This is a genomic window from Mycobacterium sp., assembly GCF_008709575.1.
GTDB lineage: Bacteria > Actinomycetota > Actinomycetes > Mycobacteriales > Mycobacteriaceae > Mycobacterium.
The window spans coordinates 1-24,027 of record NZ_VYIK01000058.1 but is presented as its reverse complement, the minus strand read 5'-3'; the positions used below and the strand labels follow the sequence as shown (position 1 = coordinate 24,027).

Below are 24,027 nucleotides of genomic sequence, written 5' to 3'. Positions count from 1 at the left end.
CTTTCGCTAATTCAACAGCGTGTCACGCCAAGTTGCGTGCAAAACCGGGGCTAACGAGGGGAGCGTGGCAATGAGGCTGCTGGATCGTCAGCGCCACCGAGGGCGGGCAGCTGCCGCCGGGGTGCTGGCCCTCGCGCTGATCCCGGTCGTCGCCGCGCCGATGGCCCGCGCCGACGTCGACGACCTCATCGACCTGGTCGTCGAATCCCTCATGCCCGGCGCGATCGCGGGCGCACCGGTCGCCCCGGTGGTCACCAGTCCCGGCCCGCCGGTGGACATCGTCAATCCCCCCTTCCCGATCGGCAATGAAAATTCGACCATCACCGTGGGCCTGGGCGGCAATACCGGCATCTTCGACCTCGGCGGCGGCAACACCGGCGACGGCAACCTCGGCAGCGGCGACACCGGCAACCTCAACCTCGGCGACGGCGACATCGGCAACGCCAACCTCGGCAGCGGCGACACCGGCAATGTCAACCTCGGCAGCGGCGATACCGGCAACGCCAACCTCGGCGGCGGGAATATCGGCAGCGACAACCTCGGCAGCGGCAATATCGGCAATGTCAACCTGGGCAGCGGCAATACCGGCAACGCCAACCTCGGCGGCGGCAACATCGGCGACGCCAACCTGGGCAGCGGCAACATCGGCAGCGACAACCTCGGCAGCGGCAACACCGGCAACGCCAACACCGGCTTCGGCAATGACGGCGACGCCGACGTCGGGTTCGGCAACCACGGCAGCAACGACGTCGGGTTCGGCAACCACGGAAGCAACGACATCGGGTTCGGCAACAACGGCAGCAACGACATCGGGTTCGGGCTCACCGGCAACGACAAAGTCGGCTTCGGCAGCCTGAACTCCGGCGCCGGAGACGTCGGCTTGTTCAATTCCGGTGACGACGACATCGGCTTCTTCAACTCGGGCAACGGGCACATCGGCGTGGGCAATTCGGGTGCCATCGGATCGGGGCTCCTCAGCGTCGAGTTCTTCGACTCGGGCCGGCTCGACACCGGCGCGTTCAACTCCGGCTACCTCGACACGGGGTTGGGAAACTCGGGTAACTTCGACACGGGCTTCGCCGACTCGGGCGCCCTCGACACCGGCCGGTTCGACGCGGGCGCCGGCGACTCCGGCTGGTTCGATGCGGGCGCCACCGACACGGGCTGGTTCAACTCGGGCGCCACCGACACGGGGTTCTTCGACTCCGGCCACACCAACACCGGCGCCTTCGACGCCGGCAACACCAACACCTTCGACTTCAACTCCGGCGACACCAACACCGGCTGGGGCAACTCCGGCGACATCAACACCGGCGTGTTCAACTCCGGTGACCTCAACACGGGGCTGGGCAACTCCGGCACCCCCGCCGGGGTGGAAAACTCCGGCTTCGATCAATCGGGCTACCACCTGTCGGGCTACGCGGGCAGCGGCGCGAACGACTCGGGCTTCGACAACGACTTCCACGAGGCCTACACCTTCGACACCTCGGGCTTGGAGAACGAGGGCAGCCAGGAATCCGGCACGATCAACGTGGGCCTGGACAACTCGGGCATCAGAAACGCCGCCCCCGACCAGGTCAACGACGGTTTCGACGTGACCGGCACCGCCGGTGACCTCTCCGGCCTGGCCGACACCGGATCGGCCGGCTCGGGTTACTTCAACGACGGCTACCTCATCTCGGGCTACGCGAACTACAGCAGCGAAGCCAGCGGCTTCCTGGTCGCCGACTATCAAAATTCGGGCTACTTCAAGTGAGCCGGCGCGGTGGCCCCGGGGCCGCGCCGCCTGTTGGGCCCGGATCCCCGCGCCGTTACGCTGACCGGGGGATGCGTTGGCGACCACGGGGCAGGTAAGGAGAGACACGTGACGGTCCGGGTAGGCATCAACGGTTTCGGCCGCATCGGACGCAACTTCTACCGGGCCCTCCTGGCGCAGCAGGCCCACGGTGCCGGCGCCGGCATCGAGGTGGTCGCGGTCAACGACCTGACCGACAACGCGACGCTGGCGCACCTGCTCAAGTTCGACTCGATCCTGGGGCGACTCCCGCACGAGGTGAGCCTGCAGGGCGAGGACACCATCGTCGTCGGCAACGCCGCCATCACGTCGCTGGAAATCAAGGAGGGCCCCGCCGCGCTGCCCTGGGCAGATCTCGGCGTCGACGTCGTCGTGGAATCCACCGGTCGGTTCACCGACGCCGCCAAGGCCAACGGGCACCTGCAGGCCGGCGCCAAGAAGGTGATCATCTCCGCCCCGGCCACCGGGGCCGACGTCACCATCGTGCTCGGGGTCAACGACGACGCCTACGACGGCAGCCAGCGGATCATCTCGATGGCCTCGTGCACCACGAACTGCCTGGCGCCGCTGGCCAAGGTCTTACACGACGAGTTCGGCATCGTCGAGGGCCTGATGACCACCGTGCATGCCTACACCCACGACCAGAACCTGCAAGACGGCCCGCACAAGGACCTGCGCCGCGCCCGGGCCGCCGCGGTCAACATCGTGCCGACCTCCACCGGCGCGGCCAAGGCGATCGGGCTGGTGCTGCCCGAGCTCAACGGCAAGCTCGACGGCTACGCACTGCGGGTGCCGGTTGTCACCGGTTCGGTGACCGACCTGACCGCCGCGCTGTCCAAGCCCGCCGACGTCGAGGAGATCAACGCCGCCTACCAGGCCGCCGCCGAGGGCCGGCTCAAGGGGATCCTGAAGTACTACGACGCGCCGATCGTCTCCAGCGACATCGTCACCGACCCGCACAGCTCGATCTTCGACGCCGGCCTGACCAAGGTCATCGGCAACCAGGTCAAGGTGGTGTCGTGGTACGACAACGAATGGGGCTACTCCAACCGGCTGGTGGATCTGGTCGCGCTGATCGGCAAGTCGCTGTAGACATGGCGATCAAAACGCTCGACGAGCTTCTGGCGCAAGGGGTTTCCGGACGCGGCGTGCTGGTGCGCTCCGACCTCAACGTGCCCCTTGCCCCGAACGGCACCATCACCGACCCGGGCCGGATCCGCGCGTCGGCGCCCACCCTGACGGCGCTGGCCGGCGCCGGCGCCAAGGTGGTGGTGACCGCCCACCTGGGCCGGCCCGACCATGGCCCCGACCCGGCATTGTCGCTGGCCCCGGTGGCCGCGGCGTTGGCCGGGGAATTGAACCGCGACGTGCCGCTGGCCGGTGACGTCGTCGGCCCCGACGCGCAGGCCTGCGCGGCGGAGCTGGCCGCAGGCGAGATCCTGCTGCTGGAGAACGTCCGCTTCGACCCGCGCGAGACCAGCAAGGACGACGCCGAGCGGCTGGCGCTGGCCCGGCAACTGGCCGGGCTGGTCGGAGACGACGGCGCGTTCGTCTCCGACGGTTTCGGCGTGGTGCACCGCAAGCAGGCCTCGGTCTACGACGTGGCCGCCCTGTTGCCGGCCTACGCCGGCACGCTGGTCGCCGCCGAGGTCGCGGTGCTCGAACAGCTGACCACCGCCGGCGAACGTCCCTACGCCGTGGTGCTGGGCGGCTCGAAGGTGTCCGACAAGCTCGGCGTGATCGAACGATTGGCCGCAGCGGCCGACAGCATCATCATCGGCGGCGGAATGTGTTTCACCTTCCTTGCTGCGCAAGGACTTTCGGTAGGGAATTCGCTGTTGCAAACCGAGATGATTCATACCTGCCAACGATTGATGGACACCTACGCCGACGTGATCCGGCTGCCCGTCGACATTGTGGTGGCCGAGAAGTTCGACCCCGAGTCGCCGTCGCGGCTCGTCGCCGCCGACGCGATCCCCGACGGCACCATCGGCCTGGACATCGGGCCGGGCTCGGTACAGCGATTCGCCACGCTGCTGGCCAACGCCAAAACCATCTTCTGGAACGGCCCGATGGGCGTCTTCGAGTTCCCGGCGTTCGCCGCCGGCACTAAAGGCGTGGCCGAGGCCATCGTCGCCGCGACAAGCAGGGGCGCGTTCTCTGTGGTGGGCGGCGGGGATTCCGCGGCCGCGGTGCGGATACTGAACCTGCCGCCCGAGGGGTTTTCGCACATCTCCACCGGCGGTGGTGCCTCGCTGGAATATCTGGAGGGCAAAACCCTGCCCGGCCTGCAGGTGTTGACCAGATAGGGATCGGAGATGAGCCGCACGCCGCTGATCGCGGGCAACTGGAAGATGAACCTCAACCACTTCGAGGCGATCGCGTTGGTGCAAAAGATCGCGTTCGCCCTGCCGGACAAGTACTTCGACAAGGTCGATGTCGCGGTCCTGCCGCCGTTCACCGATCTGCGCAGCGTGCAGACCCTCGTCGACGGCGACAAGCTGCGCCTGACCTACGGCGCGCAGGACCTCTCGCAGCACGATGCGGGCGCCTACACCGGCGACATCAGCGGCGCGTTCCTGGCCAAACTGGGCTGCAGCTACGTCGTCGTGGGGCACTCCGAGCGGCGCACCTACCACGGGGAGGACGACGCCCTGGTGGCTGCCAAGGCGGCCGCCGCGCTGCGGCATCAGCTGACCCCGATCGTGTGCATCGGCGAGCACCTCGAGGTGCGCGAAGCCGGGTCGCACGTGCGCCACAATGTCGAGCAGTTGCGGGGCTCGCTGGCCGGGCTCTCGGCCGAGCAGATCGGCGCGGTCGTCATCGCCTACGAGCCGGTGTGGGCGATCGGCACCGGGCGGGTCGCCAGCGCCGCCGACGCCCAGGAGGTCTGTGCGGCGATCCGCACCGAACTCGGCGCGCTGGCCGACACGCCGATCGCGCAGACCGTGCGGGTGCTCTACGGCGGGTCGGTGACCGCGAAGAACATCGGCGACATCATCGGCTGCCCCGACGTCGACGGCGCCCTGGTCGGCGGCGCGTCGCTGGACGGGGAGCAGTTCGCGACCCTGTGCGCGATCGCCGCCGGCGGGCCGCTGCCGTGAGCCGGGCGCCGGCCTGACCTGCCGGTCGGGCCGGCCTCGGTATACTCTGCAGCACCGCGCATCTCGTCCGGGAAAGGTGATTCGATGGCTGGTCGCAACGGCGACATGGTGTCAGGTGCCCGGACACGCCGGCGGCTGCCCGGCAGGGGAGCGACGGTCGGCGCGGTTCTGGCCGCGGGCGTGGCCGGCGCGTTGACCACCGCATTGACCACCGCATTGACCACCGCATCCCCGGCCAAAGCCGACATCCTCTACGACATCCTGGACCCGATCCTGACGCCGATCCTGACCGCGACGACCGACGTGCTCGCCGGCATCGACCCGGCTGCCGCCGCGGACCTGACCAGCTTTTTCGACGCGAGCGGGCTCAGCCTGGCGACCACCGACCCGGCGGCCGCACTGGCGGCGGCCGTGACGGCCGATCCGGCCTCGGGAGCCGGCTCCAACGTCGCCATCCCGCTGCATGTCGCCGAAACCACCGAGCCCTATGTGGACGTCTCGGTCAACGGCGGGTCGCAGGTGCCGGTGCTGGTGGACACCGGATCCAGCGGCCTGGTCATCCCCTGGCAAGACGTCGGGCTATCCAACCTGCTGGGCCTGGGCTTTCCCACCGGAGCGGGCATCAGCGGCTACAGCGGCGGGGTGGACTACTTCTACGTGACCTTCGACACCACGGTCGATTACGGCGGCGTTCTCACCACCTCCTCGACGCCGGTCGACGTGGAGCTGTTCTCCTGGCCGACCTCGGCCACCTCACCGGCCGATTTCCAGCAATTCCTCGCCGATGACGAGGTCGACGGCATTTTGGGGGTCGGCAGCAATGACGCGGGCCCGGGCACCAGCCCGTTGGAGGCGGCGGGCTACCCGGGTGTGCTCGTCGACGAGCCCGCCGGCGAGCTGGTGGTGGGCGCCAACACGGCAGCCACCCCCGCCGAGGTCACAGTGAGCGGAGCGCCGCTGGCCAACCTGCAGGTCAGCATCAACGGCGCAGCGCCGGTCCCGGTGACCGGCGACATCGATTCCGGCGGCGTCTACGGCACCATGCCGCAGTCGGTCACCGACAGCCTGCCCGCGGGCACGACGATCACCGTTTACGACAACGGCGGTCAGCAGCTGTACTCCTACGTCACCACCGCGACGAATGATCCCACGCTGGTGTCGGCCAGCTCCGACCTGGACACCGGGTACGTGCCGTTCGCCCAGTACCCGATCTACGTCGACTACACCAACGACACGACGACCTTCGATCTGCCGAGCTAATGCCCCCCGGTACGGTGTAAGTCATGGAACTGGCCCTGCAGATCACCCTGGTGGTCACCAGCATCCTGATCGTCCTGCTGGTGCTGCTGCACCGCGCCAAGGGCGGCGGGCTGTCGACCCTCTTCGGCGGGGGCGTGCAATCGAGCCTGTCCGGATCGGCGGTGGTGGAGAAGAACCTCGACCGGTTGACGTTTTTCGTCACCGGCATCTGGCTGGTGTCGATCATCGCGATGGCGCTGCTCATCAAATACCGCTGAGCCGGCCCGGAACCGAGCCGCGAGCGGCCGCGTCGGATGGGTGTGGACTCTTCGTATGCGACACCTGACGAGTCGCCGCTCGGCACGCGACCGGTCGACCGCATGGACTCCCGCGACGCCGTGATCGGGCCGTTGCCGCTGGCGGCGCCGCCCGTGCTGGGCGAGTCCGACTAGGCGACTTATCGAGCGGTCCGGTTGCGCAGGGCGTCCAGCGCGCCGCGCACCGCGTGCTCGGTCGCCGACAACGGCGACATCACCTTCTCGCCCACGCTCACCAGGTAGTCGATGCGCTCGACGATGGCCTCGACCGGCGCGACCAGCGCGACCAGCCGGCCCATCAGGTCGTCGATCCTGCTCAGCGTGGACTCGAAGTGGTCCAGGCCGGCGTCGAGGCGGTCCACGGCGGTGTTCAGCCGGGCCAGGGAATCGTTGAGGTCAGCCAGGGTGCCGCCCAGGCCGCGCAATACGTCTTCGAGCTGGCTCACCGTGACGTCGGCATTGATCGCCGCCTGGGTGAGCGTCTTGATGCGCTGTCGCGGAGCGCGGCCGCGCCCGGTGTCCTCAGCCATGACGCTCATTATGGTGTCCCGTCCGCGGCGCTGCCGGCAGCACCGCGCAGGACGGCGCGGCTGCGGCGAGCGTGACGCCAGCGTCACGATGGGCGTCGAGCGTGACGCCAGCGTCACGGCCGACGCCGGGATCGACCTGCTGGCGGTCGATCCCGCCTATCGCGGCGGCCACGGCGACCCGGCGCGGGTCCACCGGATCCAGGCAGCCTGCTTCGCCCGCAATGCATCACACGAAGAACAATCCGCACGTCGCGCCCGTCACCCCGGGCCAGCAGGACCAGCGCCACGTGCGGTGCCCTTCAGTAGGACGGTGCGGCTACCACCATTGCTGCGGGCTGAGACCGAGGCATTTCTGAAGCTCGGCGTCGGCGGCGCGTATCGCGGCCTCGTTGACGCGGTAGGCGGCGGCGACGTCGGCGAAACGGCCGGCGGTCAGATTCGCTCGCCGGCACACCATGCGTTCGATACCGGCGGCAAGCGCTGCAGGGTCGTGCGCTGCGAGAAACACTTCCTCGCCGGGCAGCCGCCACAGCGCCGCCAGGCAGCGCAGAACAGCAGGCAGGCCGAACACCGCCGGCACGCGACGCCACAGCAACGTGCCGACAGAGCCGAGCGGGATCCTCGGTTGCGGTGGCGCGTACACACCGTGGCGGCCGGGTCCGAGAATCCATCGGCTCAGGTGCGCCGGCTCAACAGGCCAGTTGTAGGGCAGGATTTCGTCGACCTGACCGGTGTCCCCCGCCGTCTGCCATCGCAGCAGGAAGGGGAAGCGATGTCCTGCGGTGGTCTCCACCCAGCCGGTGGACGTGTGGCGTAGGTCGGCCGAGACCGTCGCTGCGCAGGCGACGGCGGTCAGTTGTTCGGTCGGCGATATCCCGACCGCCCAGGCTGCGCCGGACGGACCATAAAGCCGGACCGCCGCCGCCGCTGGCGAATCCGGTGCGCACAGGCGTGCCAGTCGCCGGTCGTTGCGGACCACCGCCTCCCACACCTTTCCGGCGAGTTTGGTGCCCAGTTTGTCGCACTTGGCCGACGTCAGATGGGCATCGGTGCGTACCGACCGCCGGGGCTGTCTCGGTGCCGAGGGTGGGACGACGGGCTGTTCGGCCTTCGAGGCCGGCTGCGCGGGTGCGCTGGGGGGCGCGGGCGCGAGCCGGACCGCGGGTCGAGGCACGCAGCCGACACACCCGAGCCGGGTTTTCGTCGCGACCAGTCGCTCGGCAGCGCCGCACTGCGGGCACGCGACGTCGGTGAAACGGCTCAACGGGATCAGCCAATCCAGGATCAGGGGATAACGCCGATCGCCGCGGCGAACATCGACGGGCACCCGCCATACCGGCACCTCGTAGAGGTGTAGCCGATAGGGCCGGACCTGATGGCGTGCCGTGTACTTGTCGCGAGTCTCGGCGAGCCGCCGGGCGTGTTCGGTCCGGACACTGTCGGCGCGTGCGTCCAGCAATTCCAGGCGATCAGTAGGTGCTTGCGCGCGCCGACGTTCGATCGTCGCGAGCGCATCACGGTAGTAGGCGTCGACGCGGTCGAGCTCAGCGTCGCGGATCTTGTCGATGCCGTCACCGAGTTCACTGCGACGCCGCCTCGCGCACCGCTCGATGACCTGGTCGGCGCACCCGATCGCGGTGATCAGGCCCTCGATCGACGGCGCATCGTCTTTCGGCGCTGCCGTCAACCCGGCCAGCCGCGTGCCGAGCTGAGGTGCCAACTCGCGTTGTGAGGACGCATCCACCCAGCATTCGGCGCATTCCTGGTAGTGATCGTCGCTGGACAGCGTGTAATCGACCAGGACCCCGACTCGCAGGATCGTCCGCACCGCTCGGGTCGGTGCGCCGGTGACGTCGATTCGCCCGTGCTCGATGCTGAACTGGTCACGCGCCATCGTCTGCAGACGCTGCGCCGGCGGTGGCGGCGTGGCGGGCACCGGAATGGTCATCGCGGCGACGTCACCGACCGCCAACACGTCGTCGGCCGCGCGGCTCAGCGCAGGATGGCCTACCGACAACAGGGTCGCCCCGTCCTCGCGGGCGACATCAGGGTCGGTGGTGACCCGCAGCACCTCCGGCAGCTGCAGTGTCGCCTGCAGGTCGGGTGGCAGCATCACCAGCGTCGTTTCAGAACCCGACTCGGTGAGCCCGCCGCTGGCTTCGACATAGCGAAGCCAAAAGTCGACTCCCATATCGACGCTCGTCATGACGGCTCACCTACCAGCAGGTCGACACGTGCCCTGTTGTGCAGATAGCCGCGCCTCGCCTCGGCGAGCGCGTTGCCGAGAGCCTCAAGCCGGCGCTCGAACTCGTCGTCATCAGCGGCATCGACGAACGCATCGAAAACCTCGTTCTCGAAATCAAAGTCGTCATCGACCCGGCCGAGGATCATGTCGAGTTCACCGACGACCAGTTCGAACAGGTTGATCTTGGCTTCGAGCACGTGCACGATCCGCTGCTCGATGCTGCCCCGGCAGACCAGGTTGGTCAGCGTCACCTCGTGTTCCTGCCCGACGCGGTGTAGCCGGCCCAGCCGCTGCTCGATCTGCATCGGGTTCCACGGCAGGTCGAAGTTGACCATCGTATGACAAAACTGGAGATTGCGGCCCTCACCTGCGGACTCGGTCGACAACAGGATCGGGGTTTCGGCGCGAAAGTCCGCGATTGCCGATTCCTTCTGCGCGCGGGTAAGGCTTCCGTGATACCTCGCTGACGCCAGCCCGGCGTCCTCGACCGCAGCGACGAGCAGATCCAGCGTCTGACGAAACCCGGTGAACACTAATACTTTCTCCCCACGGGAGACATGTCGTCGCAGGAGGTCGACGAGCACACCCACTTTGACCGGTTCGCGGATGGCCTGAGCGCGTTCGGCGAGGTCGTTCCAGCCGAGCTTGGCCAGCGTCGGTGCCGCGGCTGCGGGGACGGAGCCGGCCAGTCGGGTCAGGCCCCGCAACGCCAACCGAGTGCCGGGCGCCGGCCGACCGGCTGCTCTGACTCGCCGGACGAGGTCAGCGTAGAGCCCGGCCTCGTCGCTGCCCGGTGTCACCAAGATCGTCTCGGCGAGGCGAGACGGCAGCATGACGGCGACCTCGCTGCGGCGGTGCCGGATCATCACCTCTTGGGTACGTGCCCGGAGCTCCTCGACATTGCGCGGCGCCGACTCGACCGACGCGGCCCCGTGTTTGGCGCGAAACTGGGCGGGTGTGCCCAGCAGCCCGGGAGCGACGAGGCTGACCAGCTGGTACAGATCCGACAGCTTGTTCTCCACCGGCGTTGCGGTGAGCATCAGCAAGTACCGGGCGCGAAGTCGGCGCGCAAGCTTGCCCGACGCACTGCGAGGATTACGCAGCCGGTGCGCCTCGTCGAAGACCACCAGATCCCAATCGGTGTCGGTCAGCCTGCTCAGCAGCGGGTCACGGCGAGCCGCGGCCAGCGACGCGATAATGACCGGCCGGTCGATCGTCTTCTCGTCGGCGGCGGCGATCGAGGTGGGCAATCCGAATTTCCGTTCGAGCTCATCACGCCATTGGCCGACGAGCCCGGCCGGAACGATCACCAGCACGTGGTCGGCGAGCCCGCGTATCCGCAGCTCAGACAGCACCAGTCCGGCCTCGATCGTCTTACCGAGCCCGACCTCGTCGGCCAAGATGCCCCGGCCGCGCATCCGCCGCAGCACCGTTCGGGCGGCCTGAAGCTGATACTCGAACGGCACAAACCGCAACTGCGGCAACGCGAGGAGCGTGTCGAACCCCGGCCGTGCCCAGACCTTGACGGCCTCGTCGACGATCGCGGACCAATCGGGCTGCGGTCGCGCGCCGTCGCGCAGCCGCGCCAGCAACGGCAGGTAAGCGGACAGTTCCGGTGTGGACGGCTCGGATGTCGCGGCTGCGTGGATCGTGACACTCATGCTTTTCTTCCCGTGACTCGTACGTGGTTGCGCTGGACGGTACCGCCGGGGACCGACACGACCGAGAACCCACGCCGACGTGTGACAACTGAGGTCGATGCGACTCCGGGAATGGCCGGCCGACCGGGTGTGAGTCCTCGACATCGACCTGGTCGTGCGGCCAGGTGCGCGGCTGCGTCTGCGCAGCGCGGCGGCCGCCGTTGCCCTGCCGAGCGCGGTCAGCTGCACGTCGCGGGTGCGCACTCCGGGCCGGCAGTAGCGAATTCTGTTTTCCGGCAGCAGCATGCACCGCCACCATGCCGCCCGGGTCGACGGTGCTGGCACTGGCCGACGGCGGGACGCTGACGGTGTGGTAGGGCCGGCGGCTGACAGTGTGACCGCGCCGCGGCACTTCTACCCGGAGAGCTTGGCGGCGGCCTCGGTGTCGAGAAACCACACAGTGTTCTCCCGTCCGCGGGCACCGGCGGCCGGCAGCGACACCGGGTCCGCACCGCCGATGGCGGCGGCCACGGCGTCGGCCTTTTCCGCCCCGGACACCATCAGCCATACCTCACGAGAGCGCTGGACCGCCGGCAGTGTCAACGTGATCCGCTTCGGTGGCGGTTTCGGTGAGTCGTCGACACCGAACACCAACCGGGTGCGTTCCCGCACGGCAGGCGTATCGGGAAACATCGAATTGATGTGGCCTTCTGGCCCCACACCGAGTAAATGCACATCGAAAACCGGCGCGGGCTCGCCGTTTTGGGCATTGGCCGCCAGCACTTGCTCGTAGGCCAGTGCGGCCGCATCGAGATCGTCGCCGAATTCGCCGTCGCCGGCCGGCATCGGGTGGACATTGCGCGCCGGGATGTCGACGTGATCCAGCAGGGCGTCCCGCGCCTGCTTGTCGTTACGGTCGTCGTCGTCTGCCGCTACGTAGCGTTCGTCGCCCCAGAACACATGCACCGCGCTCCAGTCGACGCGCTTGCGCTGGGCATCGAGATACCGCAGCAGCCGGTTGCCGTTGCCGCCGCCGGTCAACACGATCAGTGCCCGCCCCCTGGCCGCCACGGCCGACTCGATGACGCCGATCAGGCGCTCGCCCGCCGCCGTGACCAGCGCGTCGCTGTCGGGAAATGTCTCGACGAAGACGCTCACACGTATTCCACCCGGTCGATGCCTGCCAGGGCCTCCGCGTAGATCGGATCGGGAGTCCAGCGCCGCAAATCCTCGGCCAGGCATTCGGGAGTGTCCCGGCGTGCCAACGGCAGCTGGGCGTCGGGCTTTCCGGTCCGGCTCAATGTCGCCGTCACGCCGTCCTGCGGGCGGCGCAGCGTCATCGTTTCGGTGGAGCGCACCAGCTCGACCTTGAGGTCACCCACCGCTCGCCGCACCGGCCCGTCGATCCGGCTGGCCAGCCAGCCCGCCAACACGTCCAAGGCTGGCTCGGTCCGCAGACCCGACACCAGTGCGGCGGTGATCGGCTCGTGCGGCGGCTGGTCCACCGCCGAGGCGAGCAGCGCCCGCCAGTAGGTGATCCTGCTCCAGGCCAGATCGGTGTCGCCGGGTGTGTAGCCGGCCAGTCGGGTCCTGATCGCCGACAACGGGTCGACACCTTTGGTCGCGTCGGTGATCCGCCGATTCGCCAGCCTGCCCAGCGGGTCTTGCGCAGGCACTGCCGGGGCGTTCTCCGGCCACCACACCGCCACCGGCAAATCCGGCAGCAGGAATCGCAGCACCACGCTGCCGGCGTGGTCGGTGACCGGCCCGAACAGCTTCAGTACCACGACTTCGGCGGCGGCGGTGTCACCGCCGGTTCGCAGCTGAGCGTCCAGCCGGGGCTGAGCAGCGCTGCGGTCCTCGCTCTTCACCGCGATGATCCGGCTGGGATGCTCATGGCTGGCAGCAGTGGCGGCCTGGATGGATTCCTCGAGCATCTCGTCGCTTTCCGGCGCGATGACCAGCGTCAGGATGCGGCCCATCCGGGCCACCCCGACTTTCTCCCGCAACTCTTTGAGTTTGTCGCTGATCGCGGCGGTGCGGGTGTCCGGCAGGTCGACAATCATCGGCGTCGCTTCTCCCTGGGTACTTTGCCGGCATCCTCGCCGATCACGGCCGACGCCATTCCCGGCCGACGCGGCGCAGCATCGCGAACGCCGAGGGCGGGCCCCAGCTACCGGCCTCATACGGCTCCGGTTTTCCGTGGGCAGCCCAATTATCGAGAACGGGTTCGATGATCTCCCAAGACAATTCGACTTCCTCGTTGACCGGGAACAACGACGGCTCGCCCAACAGCACGTCGAGGATCAACCGCTCGTAGGCTTCGGGTGACTCCTCGGCGAACGCAGCGCCGTAGGAGAAGTTCATGATGACGTCGCGAACCTCCATGACATTGCCGGGCACCTTGGAGCCGAACCGCAGGGTGATGCCTTCGTCGGGCTGAACCCGGATGACCAGGGCATTGGCGCCGAGCTCGTCGGTCATGGTGTCGTCGAACGGCAGGTGTGGCGGGCGTTTGAAGACCAGCGCGATCTCGGTTACCCTGCGGGCCAGCCGTTTACCGGTGCGCAGATAAAACGGCACACCGGCCCAGCGGCGACTGTCGACCTCCAGGGTGATGGCGGCGAACGTCTCGGTGATGGAGTCCTTGGCGAAGCCTTCCTCGTCGAGCAGCCCGACCACTTTCTGTGCCCCCTGCCACCCCGCGGCGTACTGGCCTCGGCAGGTGGTTTCCTCCAGCGGCCGCGCGAGCCGGGTCGCCGAGAGCACCTTGATTTTTTCGGTCTGCAATTCCGAGGGGCGAAAGCTCACCGGCTCTTCCATGGCGGTGAGCGCCAACAGCTGCAGCAGGTGATTTTGGATCACATCGCGGGCGGCGCCGATTCCGTCATAATAGCCGGCGCGCCCGCCCAGTCCGATGTCTTCGGCCATGGTGATCTGCACGTGGTCGACGTAGTGTGCGTTCCAGATCGGATCGAACACCTGATTGGCGAACCGCAGCGCCAGGATGTTCTGTACGGTTTCCTTGCCCAGGTAGTGGTCGATGCGAAACACCGACTCTTCCGGAAAGACGCTGTTGAGCACCGTGTTGAGGGCACGCGCAGTGGCCAGGTTGTGGCCGAAGGGTTTTTCGACGACGACGCGGCTCCATCGGTCGCCCTCCGGGCGGGCCAGGCCGGCTTTGTCCAGTTGCTCGCAGACCGCCGGAAAATCCCTGGGCGGGATCGCCAGGTAGAAAGCGTGGTTGCCGCCGGTGCCGCGTTCCACTTCGAGATTGGCCAATGTCTGCGCCAGTTGTGCGAATGCGGCGGCGTCGTCGAAAGTGCCGGGCACGAAACGCAACCCGTCGGCGAGCCGGTCCCAGATCGCCGGCCGAAACCGGGTGCGGGCGTTTGCTTCGACTACGTCGCGGGCTATCCCGCGGAAATCGTCGTGGGTCCAGTCCCGACGGCCGAAACCCACCAACGCGAACGTGTGGGGCAACAGCCCGTGGTTGGCCAGGTCGTAGATGGCCGGCATCACCTTCTTGCGGGCCAGGTCACCGGTGACACCGAACAGCACCATGGCGCACGGTCCGGCGATTCGCGGCAGCCGCTTGTCGCGTTTGTCCCGCAGCGGGTTTTGCCACTGCCCGGCGCTGCCCCGGGCGCCGGTCGGGCTCATCGGGCGGAGGAAAGCTGGGCTCGTATCTCGTCCAACAGCTCGTTCCACGAGGCCTCGAACTTGTGCACTCCGTCGTCTTCGAGCGCCACGAACACGTCGTCCAGGTCCACGCCGACCTGGGTGAGCTTGTCGAACACCTGCTGGGCCGCCGCGGCCGTGCCGGTGACGGTGTCGCCGCGGATGACACCGTGGTCGGCGACAGCGTCGAGGGTCTGCTCCGGCATGGTGTTCACCGTGTTCGGCGCGACCAGCTCGGTGACGTAGAGGGTGTCGGAGTAGAGCGGGTTTTTGGTGCCGGTGGACGCCCACAGCGGCCGCTGCACGCGCGCGCCGCGGTCCTTGAGCTGCCCATAACGCTCACCACCGACGAACACCTCCTGGTAGGCGGCATAAGCCAGCCGGGCGTTGGCCACACCGGCCTGACCGCGCAGCCCGAGTGCGTCGGCGGTGCCGATCTTTTCCAGCCGGTTGTCCACCTCGGTGTCCACCCGGGAGACGAAAAACGAGGCCACCGAATGGATCGTGGACAGATCGTGTCCGGCTTTGGCGGCCTGCTCGAGGCCGGTCAGGTAGGCGTCCATCACCTCGCGGTGCCGCTGCACCGAGAAGATCAACGTGACGTTGACCGAGACACCTTCGGCCAGTGCCGCGGTGATGGCCGGCAGACCCTGCTTGGTGGCCGGGATTTTGATGAGGAGGTTGGGTCGGTCGACGATCTTCCACAGCTCGACGGCCTGGGCGACTGTCTTGTCGGTGTCGTGGGCCAGTCGCGGGTCGACCTCGATGGAGACCCGGCCGTCGACGCCGTCGGAGGCCTCCCACTGTGGCCGCAGCACATCGCAGGCCTGGCGGACGTCGTCGGTGGTCAGGGTGCGCACGGTCGCGTCGACGTCGGCGCCGCGCTCGGCCAGCTCGGCGACCTGGGCGCGGTAGACATCGCCCTGCGCCAACGCCTTCTGAAAGATCGTCGGGTTGGTGGTGACCCCGACCACGCTCTTGGTGTCGATCAGCTCTTGCAGGTTGCCGCTGCGCAGCCGCTGGCGTGACAAATCATCGAGCCAGACGGACACGCCCGCGGCGCTGAGCGCGGCGAGGTTAGGGTTCTGAGACATCTGCATCAACTTCCTTGTGTGAATCGTTCAGTTGTCCAGCGCCCGCTCGGCGGCGGCCGCGACAGCGGCGGCGGTGAAGCCGAACTCGCGGAAAAGAGTCTTGTAATCAGCGGACTCCCCGTACCGCTCCACCGACAGGATCTGCCCGGTGTCGCCGACCCATTTGTGCCAGCACTGTGCGACACCGGCCTCGACCGCGACGCGCGCCGACACCGCCGGGGGCAGCACGCTGTTTTGGTAGTCGTAGGGCTGCGCCTCGAACCACTCCACGCACGGCATCGACACCACCCGCGCGACGATGCCCTTGTCAGCCAGCAGCGTGCGGGCCTCGACACACAGTTGAAGTTCTGAGCCGGTTCCGATCAGCACGACGTCGGGCTCGTCGGTCCGGGCGTCGTCGGCGGCGCCGCCGAGCACATAGCCGCCCCGGGCAACACCGTCGGCGTCGGTGCCTTCCAGCACCGGGACGCCTTGGCGGGTCAGCATCAGCCCGACCGGGCCGAAGTCGGCGTCGGACCCGCCGCGGGCCAAGATGGTGCGCCAGGCGTAGGCGGTTTCGTTGGCGTCGGCCGGGCGGACCACGGCCAGGTTCGGGATGGCCCGCAGCGCCGCGAGGTGCTCGACCGGCTGATGGGTCGGGCCGTCTTCGCCCAGACCGATCGAATCATGGGTCCACACGTAGATGGTGTCGATGTGCATCAGCGCCGCCAACCGCACCGCCGGTCGCATGTAGTCGGAGAACTGCAGGAAGGTACCCCCGTAGGCGCGCGTGGGCCCGTGCAAGACGATGCCGGACAAAACGGCGCCCATCGCGTGCTCACGAACGCCGAAATGCAGTGTGCGCCCGTACCACTGCGCCGTCCACTCCTTGGTCGAGATCGACGGCGGCCCGAAGGAGTCCGCGCCCGCGATCGTGGTGAGGTTGCTTTCGGCCAGGTCCGCCGAGCCGCCCCACAACTCGGGCAGCTTCGGGCCCACCGCGGCCAGCACCGCACCGGATGCCTTGCGGGTGGCGACCGGGTCGGATCCCGGCTCCCAGTGCGGCAGGTCGGCGTCCCAGCCGTCGGGCAGCCGGCGGGCCAGCAACCGGTCGAGCAGCGCCTTGCGGTCCGGCTCGCGCTGCGCCCAGGCGTCGAACTCGGATTGCCAGCGCTGGTGGGCCTGCCGGCCGCGGTCGACCAATTTGCGGGTATGGGCCAACACCTCGTCGCTGACCTGGAAGTACTGCTCGGGATCGAAGCCGAGCACCTTCTTGGTGGCGGCCACCTCCTCCTCGCCCAGTGCGGCGCCGTGCGCCTTGCCGGTGTTCATCAGGTGTGGGGCGGGATAGCCGATGATCGTGCGCACCGAGATGAATGACGGCCGGTCGGTGACCGCCTTGGCGTTGGCGATGGCCTCCTCGATCGCGACGACGTTCTCACCGCCCTCGATCTCTTGCACGTGCCAGCCGTAGGCGCGGTAGCGGGCCGCGGTGTCCTCGCACAGCGCGATCGTGGTGTCGTCCTCGATCGAGATCTTGTTGTGGTCGTAGAACACGATCAGGTTGCCCAGTTGTTGCACCGCAGCCAGCGACGACGCTTCCGAGGTCACTCCTTCTTCGATGTCGCCGTCGGAGGCGATGACATAGATGTAGTGGTCGAACGGGCTGGTGCCCGCGGCGGCGTCCGGGTCGAGCAGGCCGCGCTCGTAGCGGGCCGCCATCGCCATGCCGACCGCCGACGCCAGGCCCTGTCCGAGCGGCCCGGTGGTGATCTCCACCCCGGCGGTGTGCCGGTATTCGGGGTGCCCGGGCGTTTTGGAGCCCCAGGTTCGGTAGGCCTCGATGTCGGACAACTCCAGGCCGAATCCACCGAGGAACAGCTGTAGGTAGAGGGTCAGGCTGGAATGCCCGGCAGAGAGCACGAACCGGTCCCGGCCGATCCAGGTCGGGTCGGCGGGATCGTGGCGCATCACCCGCTGGAACAGCGTGTAGGCCAGCGGGGCCAGGCTCATCGCCGTGCCGGGGTGCCCGTTGCCCACCTTCTGGACGGCATCGGCGGCCAGGACCCGGATGGTATCGACGGCAGCCGAATCGATCTCGGTCCAGTCATCGGGGTGATGCGGTCGGGTCAGCGCAGAAATATCGTCCAGTGTGGTCACGAGGCATTCCTTGGGTTGTCTGCGGGTCGTCTGCGGGTCGTCTGCGGATCGTCTGCCTGGTTTCACTCCACCGTAGTACTCACCCTAATGCCGGCGACCCCTCAGCGCAGAGTGAGATTTCGCCATACCCTCGGCGGTGGTTGGACGCTGTGAGATCGGTCAACCTCAACCCCGCAGCCCGGGCCGACCCGGCATGCGGTCTACCATCGTCTGTAGTAGAAGCCGCGCGCTGCTGCGATCCGAGGAGTTATTGCGTGAGCATTCGCGGGCGCGTCGCGCCGACCTCAGTACGCGAGACCGCGTTGGCGTACCTGGCGCTGACCAAGCCGCGGGTCATCGAACTGTTGCTGGTCACCGCGATACCGGCGATGCTGCTGGCCCACCGCGGCACGGTGCACCCCGTGCTGATCCTGGACACGCTGATCGGCGGGATGTTGGCGGCCGCCGGCGCCAACACCCTGAACTGCGTGGCCGACGCCGATATCGACAAGGTGATGACGCGGACCGCCCGCCGACCGCTGGCCCGTGCTGCCGTGCCGACCCGCACCGCGCTGATGTTCGGCGTGGCCTTGAGCGTCGGATCGTTTTTCTGGCTGTGGTCGACGACGAACCTGCTGTCGGGACTGCTGGCGGTGGCCACGATCGCGTTCTACGTGTTCGTCTACACGCTGCTGCTCAAACGCCGGACCGCGCAGAACGTCGTATGGGGCGGGGCGGCCGGCTGCATGCCGGTGATGATCGGCTGGTCGGCGGTGACCGGCACCATCGCTTGGCCGGCCCTGGTGATGTTCGCGATCATCTTCTTTTGGACCCCGCCGCACACCTGGGCGCTGGCCATGCGCTACAAGGACGACTACCGGGCCGCGGGCGTACCGATGCTGCCGGCGGTCGCGACCGAGCGCCGGGTCACCACACACATCCTCGTCTACGCCTGGCTGACCGTGGCGGCGACGCTGGTGTTGACGCCGGCGACCGGATGGCTGTACGCGGCGGTGGCCGCGCTGGCCGGTGCGTGGTTTCTGGCCATGGCGCATCAGCTGCACGCCGGGGTGCGCCGCGGCGAAGCGGTCAAGCCGCTGCGTCTTTTTCTGCAGTCCAACAATTACCTCGCGGTGGTGTTCGGCGCGTTGGCCCTCGACTCGGCGATCGCGCTGCCGACGCTGTTCTGACTCTGATTTTACCGCCGGGACCGCCGCCCTCAAATCCGGTGTCGAAGTGCTTACTTTGGGTGCGGACGCTCTCTCGCCGCCAAGTGCGGCTTCGTCGTCGTATCGACGCGGACACCCTGACCGGCGGCGCCGTCGAGGCGCTTGAGCGGCTGGTGACCCGGTGCGCGGCGGAACTTTTCCCTGCGCTGCTCCGACTAACCGACGGAGCCAGCGCAGGCTGAGGAAAGGTTTCGATGACGGCACCGATCTGGATGGCGTCCCCGCCTGAGGTGCACTCGGCGTTGCTGTCTAGCGGCCCCGGGGCGGAGTCGCTGCTGGCGGCGGCGGACGCGTGGAACACCTTGAGCGGGCATTACGCCGCGGCCGCCGAGGAACTCAGCGCTGCGGTGGCCTCGGTGCAGGCGCGGGTGTGGGAAGGGCCCGGCGCGGAATCGTATGTGGCGGCGAATATGCCGTTTGTGGCGTGGTTGACGCAGGCCGCCGCCGACTGTGCGGCCACCGCGGCTCGCCACGCGACGGCCGCTGCCGCCTACACCACGGCGCTGGCGGCCATGCCGACCCTGGCCGCGCTGGCCGCCAATCACGCCACCCATGCGGTGTTGGTGGCGACGAATTTCTTTGGCATCAATACGATTCCGATCGCGCTCAACGAGGCCGACTACGCGCGTATGTGGCTTCAGGCGGCCACCACGATGGCCGGCTACCACGCAGTTTCCAGCGCGGCGGTGGCCTCGACACCGCAAACCGGCCCGGCACCTGCGATCCAGAAATCCGGCCGCGACACCGCCCGCTCCGCCGCCGGCGAATTCGGCGGCAGGGGCGGCCACGGGATACTACCCATCGTCGACAACGACAGCGGCGATCCCTACAACGTGAGCTGGTGGATCAATCGCTTTCTGGAAGTCCCCCAAACCTTGTGGCGAGACGTCACCATCATCGAACACAATCCCGCGCAGGGGTTTCTGCAGCTGTCGTACGACATCCCGGGCCTGGCATCGGACCTGTTCGGCCACGCTGTCCAGGCCGCAGAGTACTTCCCTGAAATCCCGGCGCTTGCGATGACCACGCCGGCCGGGGCGGTGGGAGGCTTCGCCGGTCTCGGCGGGCTGGCCGGTATCCAGCTCGAAGCCGCCACGCCCGGCGTCGCGGAGGCTGCCTCGACGCCCCCGTCCCCGAGTGTGCCGGCGGCCACCGCCGTCAGCCCGGTTACGCTGAGCGCCTCGGTCTCCGCGCCGATGCCCCCGCCGTCTTTACCCACGCCCATGGCGGGCACCGTCGCCGGTTCCGCGCCGACCCCGCCGCTCGCAGCCGCAGGCGCGGCGGGCTTTGTGCCGCCCTACGCGGCAGGTCCGCCCGGCTTCGAGGCCGGTTCGGGGATGGGCACCGGCACCGGCACGAGCGCGAAAAGGAAGGCGACCGCGCCGGACATCGCCGCGGCAGCAGCGGCCGCCGCGGCCTGGAAGCCGGCTCGGGCGCGGCGGCGCCGACGGGCGGAGCTGCGCGGCGACGGCGATGAGTTCATGGACATGGCCGTTGGGGTGGAGACGGACCGGAGCGCTGCAGTCATGCCGGAAAACGGCGCGGGGCCGTTGGGTTTTGCGGGCGCCGTGCGGAACGGGGCCGTCGGGCAGGCGGTCGGGTTGACCCGGCTCGCCGGTGCGCAATTCGGCGGGGGTCCTACAATGCCGATGGTGCCGGGTAGCTGGACACCGGATCCGGCCGGCAGGGCGGGAGAAGGCGGAGATCACGGCTGATGCGGCCACGCGTATCGGGCGTCGACAACGATCTGTCGCTGGCCTGGCTGCTGTCACCGCTGCCGGTCGAGACTTTTCTCCACGACATCTGGGGGGCGACTCACCACCACGTCAAGCGAAGCTGCCCAGGCTACTTCGACGACCTGCTGGACGGGTCGACGGCGGTTGAGGCGCTGCTGGAGTTGTTCCAGTGCGAGCCCGGGCCGGCCTGGGCGATGCGCCTGGTGCGGCCGGGCGAGAAACGTCACGCCGACACCTACCGGCGCGCCGACGGCAGCCTAGATCTCGTCCGGGTCCACGACGACTTCGCCGGCGGCTACACCATCGTCTTAGACGGTGTCGAACAGTATGTGCGCGCCATCGCCTCACTGACGCATTCCATCGAGGTCGAGCTGAATTTCGCAACTAAGGTCAACGCCTATATCACGCCGCCCGGCTCCCAGGGCTTCGCCGCGCACTACGACGAGCACGACGTGTTGATCCTGCAGATTCAGGGATCCAAAGTCTGGCATGTGTACGACGGCGCTGACGTGTCACCGCACGACATGCATCGCCGGGAACCGGTGAAGGCGGCCGGGCTTCCGACACCGACCGACCTGTGCCTTGACGTCGGTGACGTGCTGTACCTGCCGCGCGGACGCGTCCATGCGGCCGAGACGACCTCGGAGCCGTCGGTCCATTTGACCGTCGGCATCCACGCGCCCACTCTGCTCACGCTCGTCACCCAAGCGTTGTATTCGCTGAGTCGCACCGACGACCGGGTTCACACCCAGCTGCCGCCGCGGCACCTCGATGACGCCGAGGTGCGCGCGAGCGTGAGCATGCTGGTCCGCGACGTCGCCAGAGCCCTCGAAGAACCCGACGTGATCGGCGAAGTTCTCGGCGGGTTGGAGGACGTGCTGGTCAAGCGGGGGCGCTGCCCACCGGTCGGGCGGGCCGTCGCAGACGCCGCCGGGATCGACGAACACACCTCGGTGGTGAAGTACCAGCCGTTGTACGCGCGAGTGACCGCGGCCGGGGACGGCGTGGCCCTGCATTTTGCGCAGTTGGTCATCAACGCCGGCCCCGATCACCACGCCGCACTGTCGTTCGTCGCCAAAAGTACTGAGCCGTTTCGGGTTTGTGACCTGCCCGGGCTGTCCGCGGCGCAGCAAACGGAGCTGGCCCGAACGCTGATCACGAGCGGGTTCCTCGTCCGGCTGCCCGACGACTGATGGAGTTCGCCGAACTCGCCCATTGGACGCCGATCAGGCTGGATTTCTCCGGCCCCGCGCCGGCGGTCTACTGGGCCGATCTGACGGGGGTGTCCTTCGTCGAACCGTTCTTCGACCAGACCGTCGCCGGCTGGGCCGCCCGCACGCGGGCCCGCCCGCTGGTCAGGACCGGACTCGACGCGCTGCAGGCTCTCGACGGCGAGCCGTCGCTGCAGCCGGCGGGCATGGTCTTTCACCTCTCGCGGTGCGGATCTACGCTGGTGTCCCGGCTTTTAGGAACGGTTCCCGGCGTCGTCGTGCTCGCCGAGCCGGCGCCGCTCAACGCGCTGCTCGGGCTCGATCCCAACCGGTTGGACGAGGTCAGCCTGGTCCGGACGGTGCGGCTGGTGGTGCGGGCGCTTGCCCGGTCCCGCCACGGCGAGTTGGTGGTGCTCAAGTGCTCGAGCTGGAACATCCGCCGCCGCGCGGTGCTGGCCGCCGCCTTTCCCGAAACGCCGTGGGTCTGGGTCCAGCGCGAACCGGCGCGTGTGCTGGCCTCACTTTTCGCAAAGCCGCCCGATTGGCTGCGGGTTCAGGCCGCGCCCGCTCAGGCCGCTTGGCTGTTCGGCCTCGACCCGGCCGCGGTCCCGGCCATGACCCGTGTCGAGTTCGCAGCTCGTACCCTCGGCGCGATGCTGGCGGCGGCTGCGGCGGAGCCGGCTCAGCGTCTCTGCATCGACCACGCCGACCTGCCCGCCGCGGTGTGGCGGCACGTGCTCGGACATTTCGGCCTCCAGGCCGATGCGGCGACGATTGACCGCATGATTGCGGAGTCGCGGTTTTACGCCAAGGATCCGCTACCCCGGGCATTCGCCGGTGATGGCGCCCAGAGCCGTCGAATCAGCGAGGAGATGCGTGCGGCCGCCCGACAATTCGCCGACCCCGGCTATCGCGCGCTCACGCCGCATACCTGAGCGGCCGGCCGCACCGGCAGAGCTTGCGATGGCACCGGCAGCGCGATACAGTTTCGCCCTAATACTAATGAAAATCATATTCATTAAGTCCTCGGGTGAATCAGCCCGGTACTGAGGAGTGTTGCCGTGATCCTGCGCGTCGTTCCCGAAGGCCTGGCGGCCGCGGGTGCCGCCATCGAAACGTTGACCGCCCGGCTGGCCGCAGCGCATGCCGGTGCTGCCCCGTTGATCACGGCTGTGGTGCCGCCGGCGGCCGATCCGGTGTCGCTGCACAGCGCGGCAGCGTTCAGTATCCGCGGCGGCGCCCACACGGCGATGGCCGCCCAGGGCGCCGAAGAGCTCGGGCGTTCCGGTGTGGGGGCGGGCAAGGCGGGCGCCGGCTACGCCGGCGGTGACGCGACGGCGGCTTGGACATATCCCAAGACATATCCCACGCTGTATCGCTTCGTGAATGGCCGAGGGTGAGTGCGCCTGTTTGGATGGCATTTCCACCGGAGGTGCATTCGGCGTTGTTGAGCAGTGGTCCCGGGCCCGGATCGCTGCTGGCCGCTGCGGAAGCGTGGCGGTCGTTGAGCGCCGAATACACCTCGATAGCCGAAGAACTCAGCGCAGTGCTGGCCGCGGTGCAGGCCGGCGCGTGGGAGGGGCCGAGCGCGGAGTCGTTCGTGGCCGCGTTCGTGCCCTTCCTGGCGTGGCTGACCCAGACCAGCGCCAACAGCGCGGCGGTCGCCGCCCAGCATGAGGCCGTGGCTGCGGCGTACAACAGCGCGCTGGCGGCCATGCCGACCTTGGCCGAATTGGCCGCCAACCACGCCACCCACGCGGTGTTGGTAGCGACGAATTTCTTCGGGATCAACACGATCCCGATCGCGCTCAACGAGGCTGACTACGCGCGCATGTGGATCCAGGCCGCCACCACGATGAGCACCTATCACGCGGTCGCCGGCGCCGCGGTGGCCGCGACGCCGCCGACCGACCCCGGGCCTGCCATCGCGAAATCCAAGGCCCCCAACCCGTCGTATATCTATACTGACGGCATTCCGCTGTCCGGCGACAACCCGCTGGGGATTCCGCAATGGCTTCAGCAGTTCCTGCAGCAGGTCGGCATCGGAAACACCCTGGTGGCCCACGACCCGAAGATCGATCTGTGGTT

Annotated in this window: 21 protein-coding genes; 13 read left to right on the top strand and 8 right to left on the bottom strand. The window is 68.3% G+C overall.

Going from position 1 to position 24,027, the window contains the following annotated elements:
* Nucleotides 1-70 precede the first annotated feature (70 nt).
* From F6Q13_RS13490 to F6Q13_RS13460, 7 genes are all read left to right on the top strand, one after another.
* On the top strand, nucleotides 71-1,756 hold the full coding sequence (locus F6Q13_RS13490; protein ID WP_293057248.1) for a PPE family protein: 1,686 nt from the start codon (nucleotides 71-73) through the stop codon (nucleotides 1,754-1,756).
* A gap of 108 nt (nucleotides 1,757-1,864) precedes the next feature.
* A complete protein-coding gene (gap, locus tag F6Q13_RS13485) occupies nucleotides 1,865-2,887 on the top strand; it encodes a type I glyceraldehyde-3-phosphate dehydrogenase (RefSeq protein WP_293057245.1) in 1,023 nt (340 codons plus the stop codon).
* A gap of 2 nt (nucleotides 2,888-2,889) precedes the next feature.
* The gene (gene pgk, locus F6Q13_RS13480) at nucleotides 2,890-4,104 is read left to right on the top strand and encodes a phosphoglycerate kinase (RefSeq protein ID WP_293057242.1); all 1,215 of its coding nucleotides are present in this window, start codon (nucleotides 2,890-2,892) and stop codon (nucleotides 4,102-4,104) included.
* Nucleotides 4,105-4,113: 9 nt separating this feature from the next.
* A complete protein-coding gene (gene tpiA, locus F6Q13_RS13475) occupies nucleotides 4,114-4,899 on the top strand; it encodes a triose-phosphate isomerase (protein ID WP_293057239.1) in 786 nt (261 codons plus the stop codon).
* Between the two features lie 84 nt (nucleotides 4,900-4,983).
* Complete coding sequence (locus F6Q13_RS13470) at nucleotides 4,984-6,159, top strand: PecA family PE domain-processing aspartic protease (RefSeq protein ID WP_293057236.1); 1,176 nt, start codon at nucleotides 4,984-4,986, stop codon at nucleotides 6,157-6,159.
* A 23-nt stretch (nucleotides 6,160-6,182) separates the two neighbouring features.
* Nucleotides 6,183-6,416: a preprotein translocase subunit SecG gene (gene secG / locus F6Q13_RS13465; RefSeq protein ID WP_293057233.1), complete on the top strand. Its 234-nt coding sequence runs from the start codon at nucleotides 6,183-6,185 to the stop codon at nucleotides 6,414-6,416.
* Between the two features lie 42 nt (nucleotides 6,417-6,458).
* Nucleotides 6,459-6,590, top strand: coding sequence for a hypothetical protein (locus F6Q13_RS13460; RefSeq protein ID WP_293057230.1), 132 nt, complete (start codon nucleotides 6,459-6,461; stop codon nucleotides 6,588-6,590).
* Between the two features lie 5 nt (nucleotides 6,591-6,595).
* On the opposite strand, the gene F6Q13_RS13455 is transcribed toward F6Q13_RS13460, so the two are convergent.
* The 8 genes from F6Q13_RS13455 to tkt all read right to left on the bottom strand — a co-directional run bounded on the left by F6Q13_RS13455 (nucleotide 6,596) and on the right by tkt (nucleotide 17,784).
* Nucleotides 6,596-6,994 (bottom strand): ATPase, encoded by a 399-nt coding sequence (locus tag F6Q13_RS13455; protein WP_293057227.1) that lies wholly within the window; start codon nucleotides 6,992-6,994, stop codon nucleotides 6,596-6,598.
* 307 nt (nucleotides 6,995-7,301) lie between these two features.
* Nucleotides 7,302-9,191: a hypothetical protein gene (locus tag F6Q13_RS13450; protein WP_293057224.1), complete on the bottom strand. Its 1,890-nt coding sequence runs from the start codon at nucleotides 9,189-9,191 to the stop codon at nucleotides 7,302-7,304.
* On the bottom strand, nucleotides 9,188-10,891 hold the full coding sequence (locus F6Q13_RS13445; protein WP_293057222.1) for a DEAD/DEAH box helicase: 1,704 nt from the start codon (nucleotides 10,889-10,891) through the stop codon (nucleotides 9,188-9,190). The genes F6Q13_RS13450 and F6Q13_RS13445 overlap by 4 nt, the downstream gene beginning before the upstream one ends.
* 393 nt (nucleotides 10,892-11,284) lie before the next feature.
* Nucleotides 11,285-12,028, bottom strand: coding sequence for a 6-phosphogluconolactonase (gene pgl, locus F6Q13_RS13440; protein WP_293057219.1), 744 nt, complete (start codon nucleotides 12,026-12,028; stop codon nucleotides 11,285-11,287).
* A complete protein-coding gene (gene opcA / locus F6Q13_RS13435; protein ID WP_293057216.1) occupies nucleotides 12,025-12,936 on the bottom strand; it encodes a glucose-6-phosphate dehydrogenase assembly protein OpcA in 912 nt (303 codons plus the stop codon). Before opcA ends, pgl begins: the two co-directional genes overlap by 4 nt.
* A 43-nt stretch (nucleotides 12,937-12,979) precedes the next feature.
* Nucleotides 12,980-14,533 (bottom strand): glucose-6-phosphate dehydrogenase, encoded by a 1,554-nt coding sequence (gene zwf, locus F6Q13_RS13430; RefSeq protein WP_293057214.1) that lies wholly within the window; start codon nucleotides 14,531-14,533, stop codon nucleotides 12,980-12,982.
* A complete protein-coding gene (gene tal / locus F6Q13_RS13425; protein ID WP_293057211.1) occupies nucleotides 14,530-15,645 on the bottom strand; it encodes a transaldolase in 1,116 nt (371 codons plus the stop codon). Before tal ends, zwf begins: the two co-directional genes overlap by 4 nt.
* A gap of 27 nt (nucleotides 15,646-15,672) precedes the next feature.
* Nucleotides 15,673-17,784: a transketolase gene (tkt, locus tag F6Q13_RS13420; protein WP_293057209.1), complete on the bottom strand. Its 2,112-nt coding sequence runs from the start codon at nucleotides 17,782-17,784 to the stop codon at nucleotides 15,673-15,675.
* A 254-nt stretch (nucleotides 17,785-18,038) separates the two neighbouring features.
* Here tkt and F6Q13_RS13415 point away from each other — a divergent pair, with 254 nt between their 5' ends.
* From F6Q13_RS13415 to F6Q13_RS13390, 6 genes are all read left to right on the top strand, one after another.
* Nucleotides 18,039-18,953, top strand: coding sequence for a heme o synthase (locus tag F6Q13_RS13415; protein ID WP_293057207.1), 915 nt, complete (start codon nucleotides 18,039-18,041; stop codon nucleotides 18,951-18,953).
* A 233-nt stretch (nucleotides 18,954-19,186) separates the two neighbouring features.
* Complete coding sequence (locus tag F6Q13_RS13410) at nucleotides 19,187-20,707, top strand: PPE family protein (RefSeq protein WP_293057204.1); 1,521 nt, start codon at nucleotides 19,187-19,189, stop codon at nucleotides 20,705-20,707.
* Entirely contained in the window at nucleotides 20,707-21,921 is a 1,215-nt protein-coding gene (locus F6Q13_RS13405) for a cupin domain-containing protein (protein WP_293057201.1), read from the top strand. Before F6Q13_RS13410 ends, F6Q13_RS13405 begins: the two co-directional genes overlap by 1 nt.
* Complete coding sequence (locus F6Q13_RS13400; RefSeq protein ID WP_293057199.1) at nucleotides 21,921-22,874, top strand: hypothetical protein; 954 nt, start codon at nucleotides 21,921-21,923, stop codon at nucleotides 22,872-22,874. Before F6Q13_RS13405 ends, F6Q13_RS13400 begins: the two co-directional genes overlap by 1 nt.
* 126 nt (nucleotides 22,875-23,000) lie before the next feature.
* A complete protein-coding gene (locus F6Q13_RS13395) occupies nucleotides 23,001-23,339 on the top strand; it encodes a PE family protein (protein WP_293057196.1) in 339 nt (112 codons plus the stop codon).
* On the top strand, nucleotides 23,336-24,027 hold a 692-nt coding region (locus tag F6Q13_RS13390), incomplete at its 3' end, for a PPE family protein (protein WP_293057193.1). The genes F6Q13_RS13395 and F6Q13_RS13390, both read left to right, overlap by 4 nt.

What these genes read in the sequence shown, in the direction of transcription:
- F6Q13_RS13490 (WP_293057248.1), top strand. Translation starts at nt 71, where the DNA reads ATGAGGCTGCTGGATCGTCAGCGCCACCGAGGGCGGGCAGCTGCCGCC.
- pgk (WP_293057242.1), top strand. Translation starts at nt 2,890, where the DNA reads ATGGCGATCAAAACGCTCGACGAGCTTCTGGCGCAAGGGGTTTCCGGA.
- tpiA (WP_293057239.1), top strand. Translation starts at nt 4,114, where the DNA reads ATGAGCCGCACGCCGCTGATCGCGGGCAACTGGAAGATGAACCTCAAC.
- F6Q13_RS13470 (WP_293057236.1), top strand. Translation starts at nt 4,984, where the DNA reads ATGGCTGGTCGCAACGGCGACATGGTGTCAGGTGCCCGGACACGCCGG.
- secG (WP_293057233.1), top strand. Translation starts at nt 6,183, where the DNA reads ATGGAACTGGCCCTGCAGATCACCCTGGTGGTCACCAGCATCCTGATC.
- F6Q13_RS13455 (WP_293057227.1), bottom strand. Translation starts at nt 6,994, where the DNA reads ATGAGCGTCATGGCTGAGGACACCGGGCGCGGCCGCGCTCCGCGACAG.
- F6Q13_RS13450 (WP_293057224.1), bottom strand. Translation starts at nt 9,191, where the DNA reads ATGACGAGCGTCGATATGGGAGTCGACTTTTGGCTTCGCTATGTCGAA.
- F6Q13_RS13445 (WP_293057222.1), bottom strand. Translation starts at nt 10,891, where the DNA reads ATGAGTGTCACGATCCACGCAGCCGCGACATCCGAGCCGTCCACACCG.
- opcA (WP_293057216.1), bottom strand. Translation starts at nt 12,936, where the DNA reads ATGATTGTCGACCTGCCGGACACCCGCACCGCCGCGATCAGCGACAAA.
- zwf (WP_293057214.1), bottom strand. Translation starts at nt 14,533, where the DNA reads ATGAGCCCGACCGGCGCCCGGGGCAGCGCCGGGCAGTGGCAAAACCCG.
- tal (WP_293057211.1), bottom strand. Translation starts at nt 15,645, where the DNA reads ATGTCTCAGAACCCTAACCTCGCCGCGCTCAGCGCCGCGGGCGTGTCC.
- F6Q13_RS13410 (WP_293057204.1), top strand. Translation starts at nt 19,187, where the DNA reads ATGACGGCACCGATCTGGATGGCGTCCCCGCCTGAGGTGCACTCGGCG.
- F6Q13_RS13405 (WP_293057201.1), top strand. Translation starts at nt 20,707, where the DNA reads ATGCGGCCACGCGTATCGGGCGTCGACAACGATCTGTCGCTGGCCTGG.
- F6Q13_RS13400 (WP_293057199.1), top strand. Translation starts at nt 21,921, where the DNA reads ATGGAGTTCGCCGAACTCGCCCATTGGACGCCGATCAGGCTGGATTTC.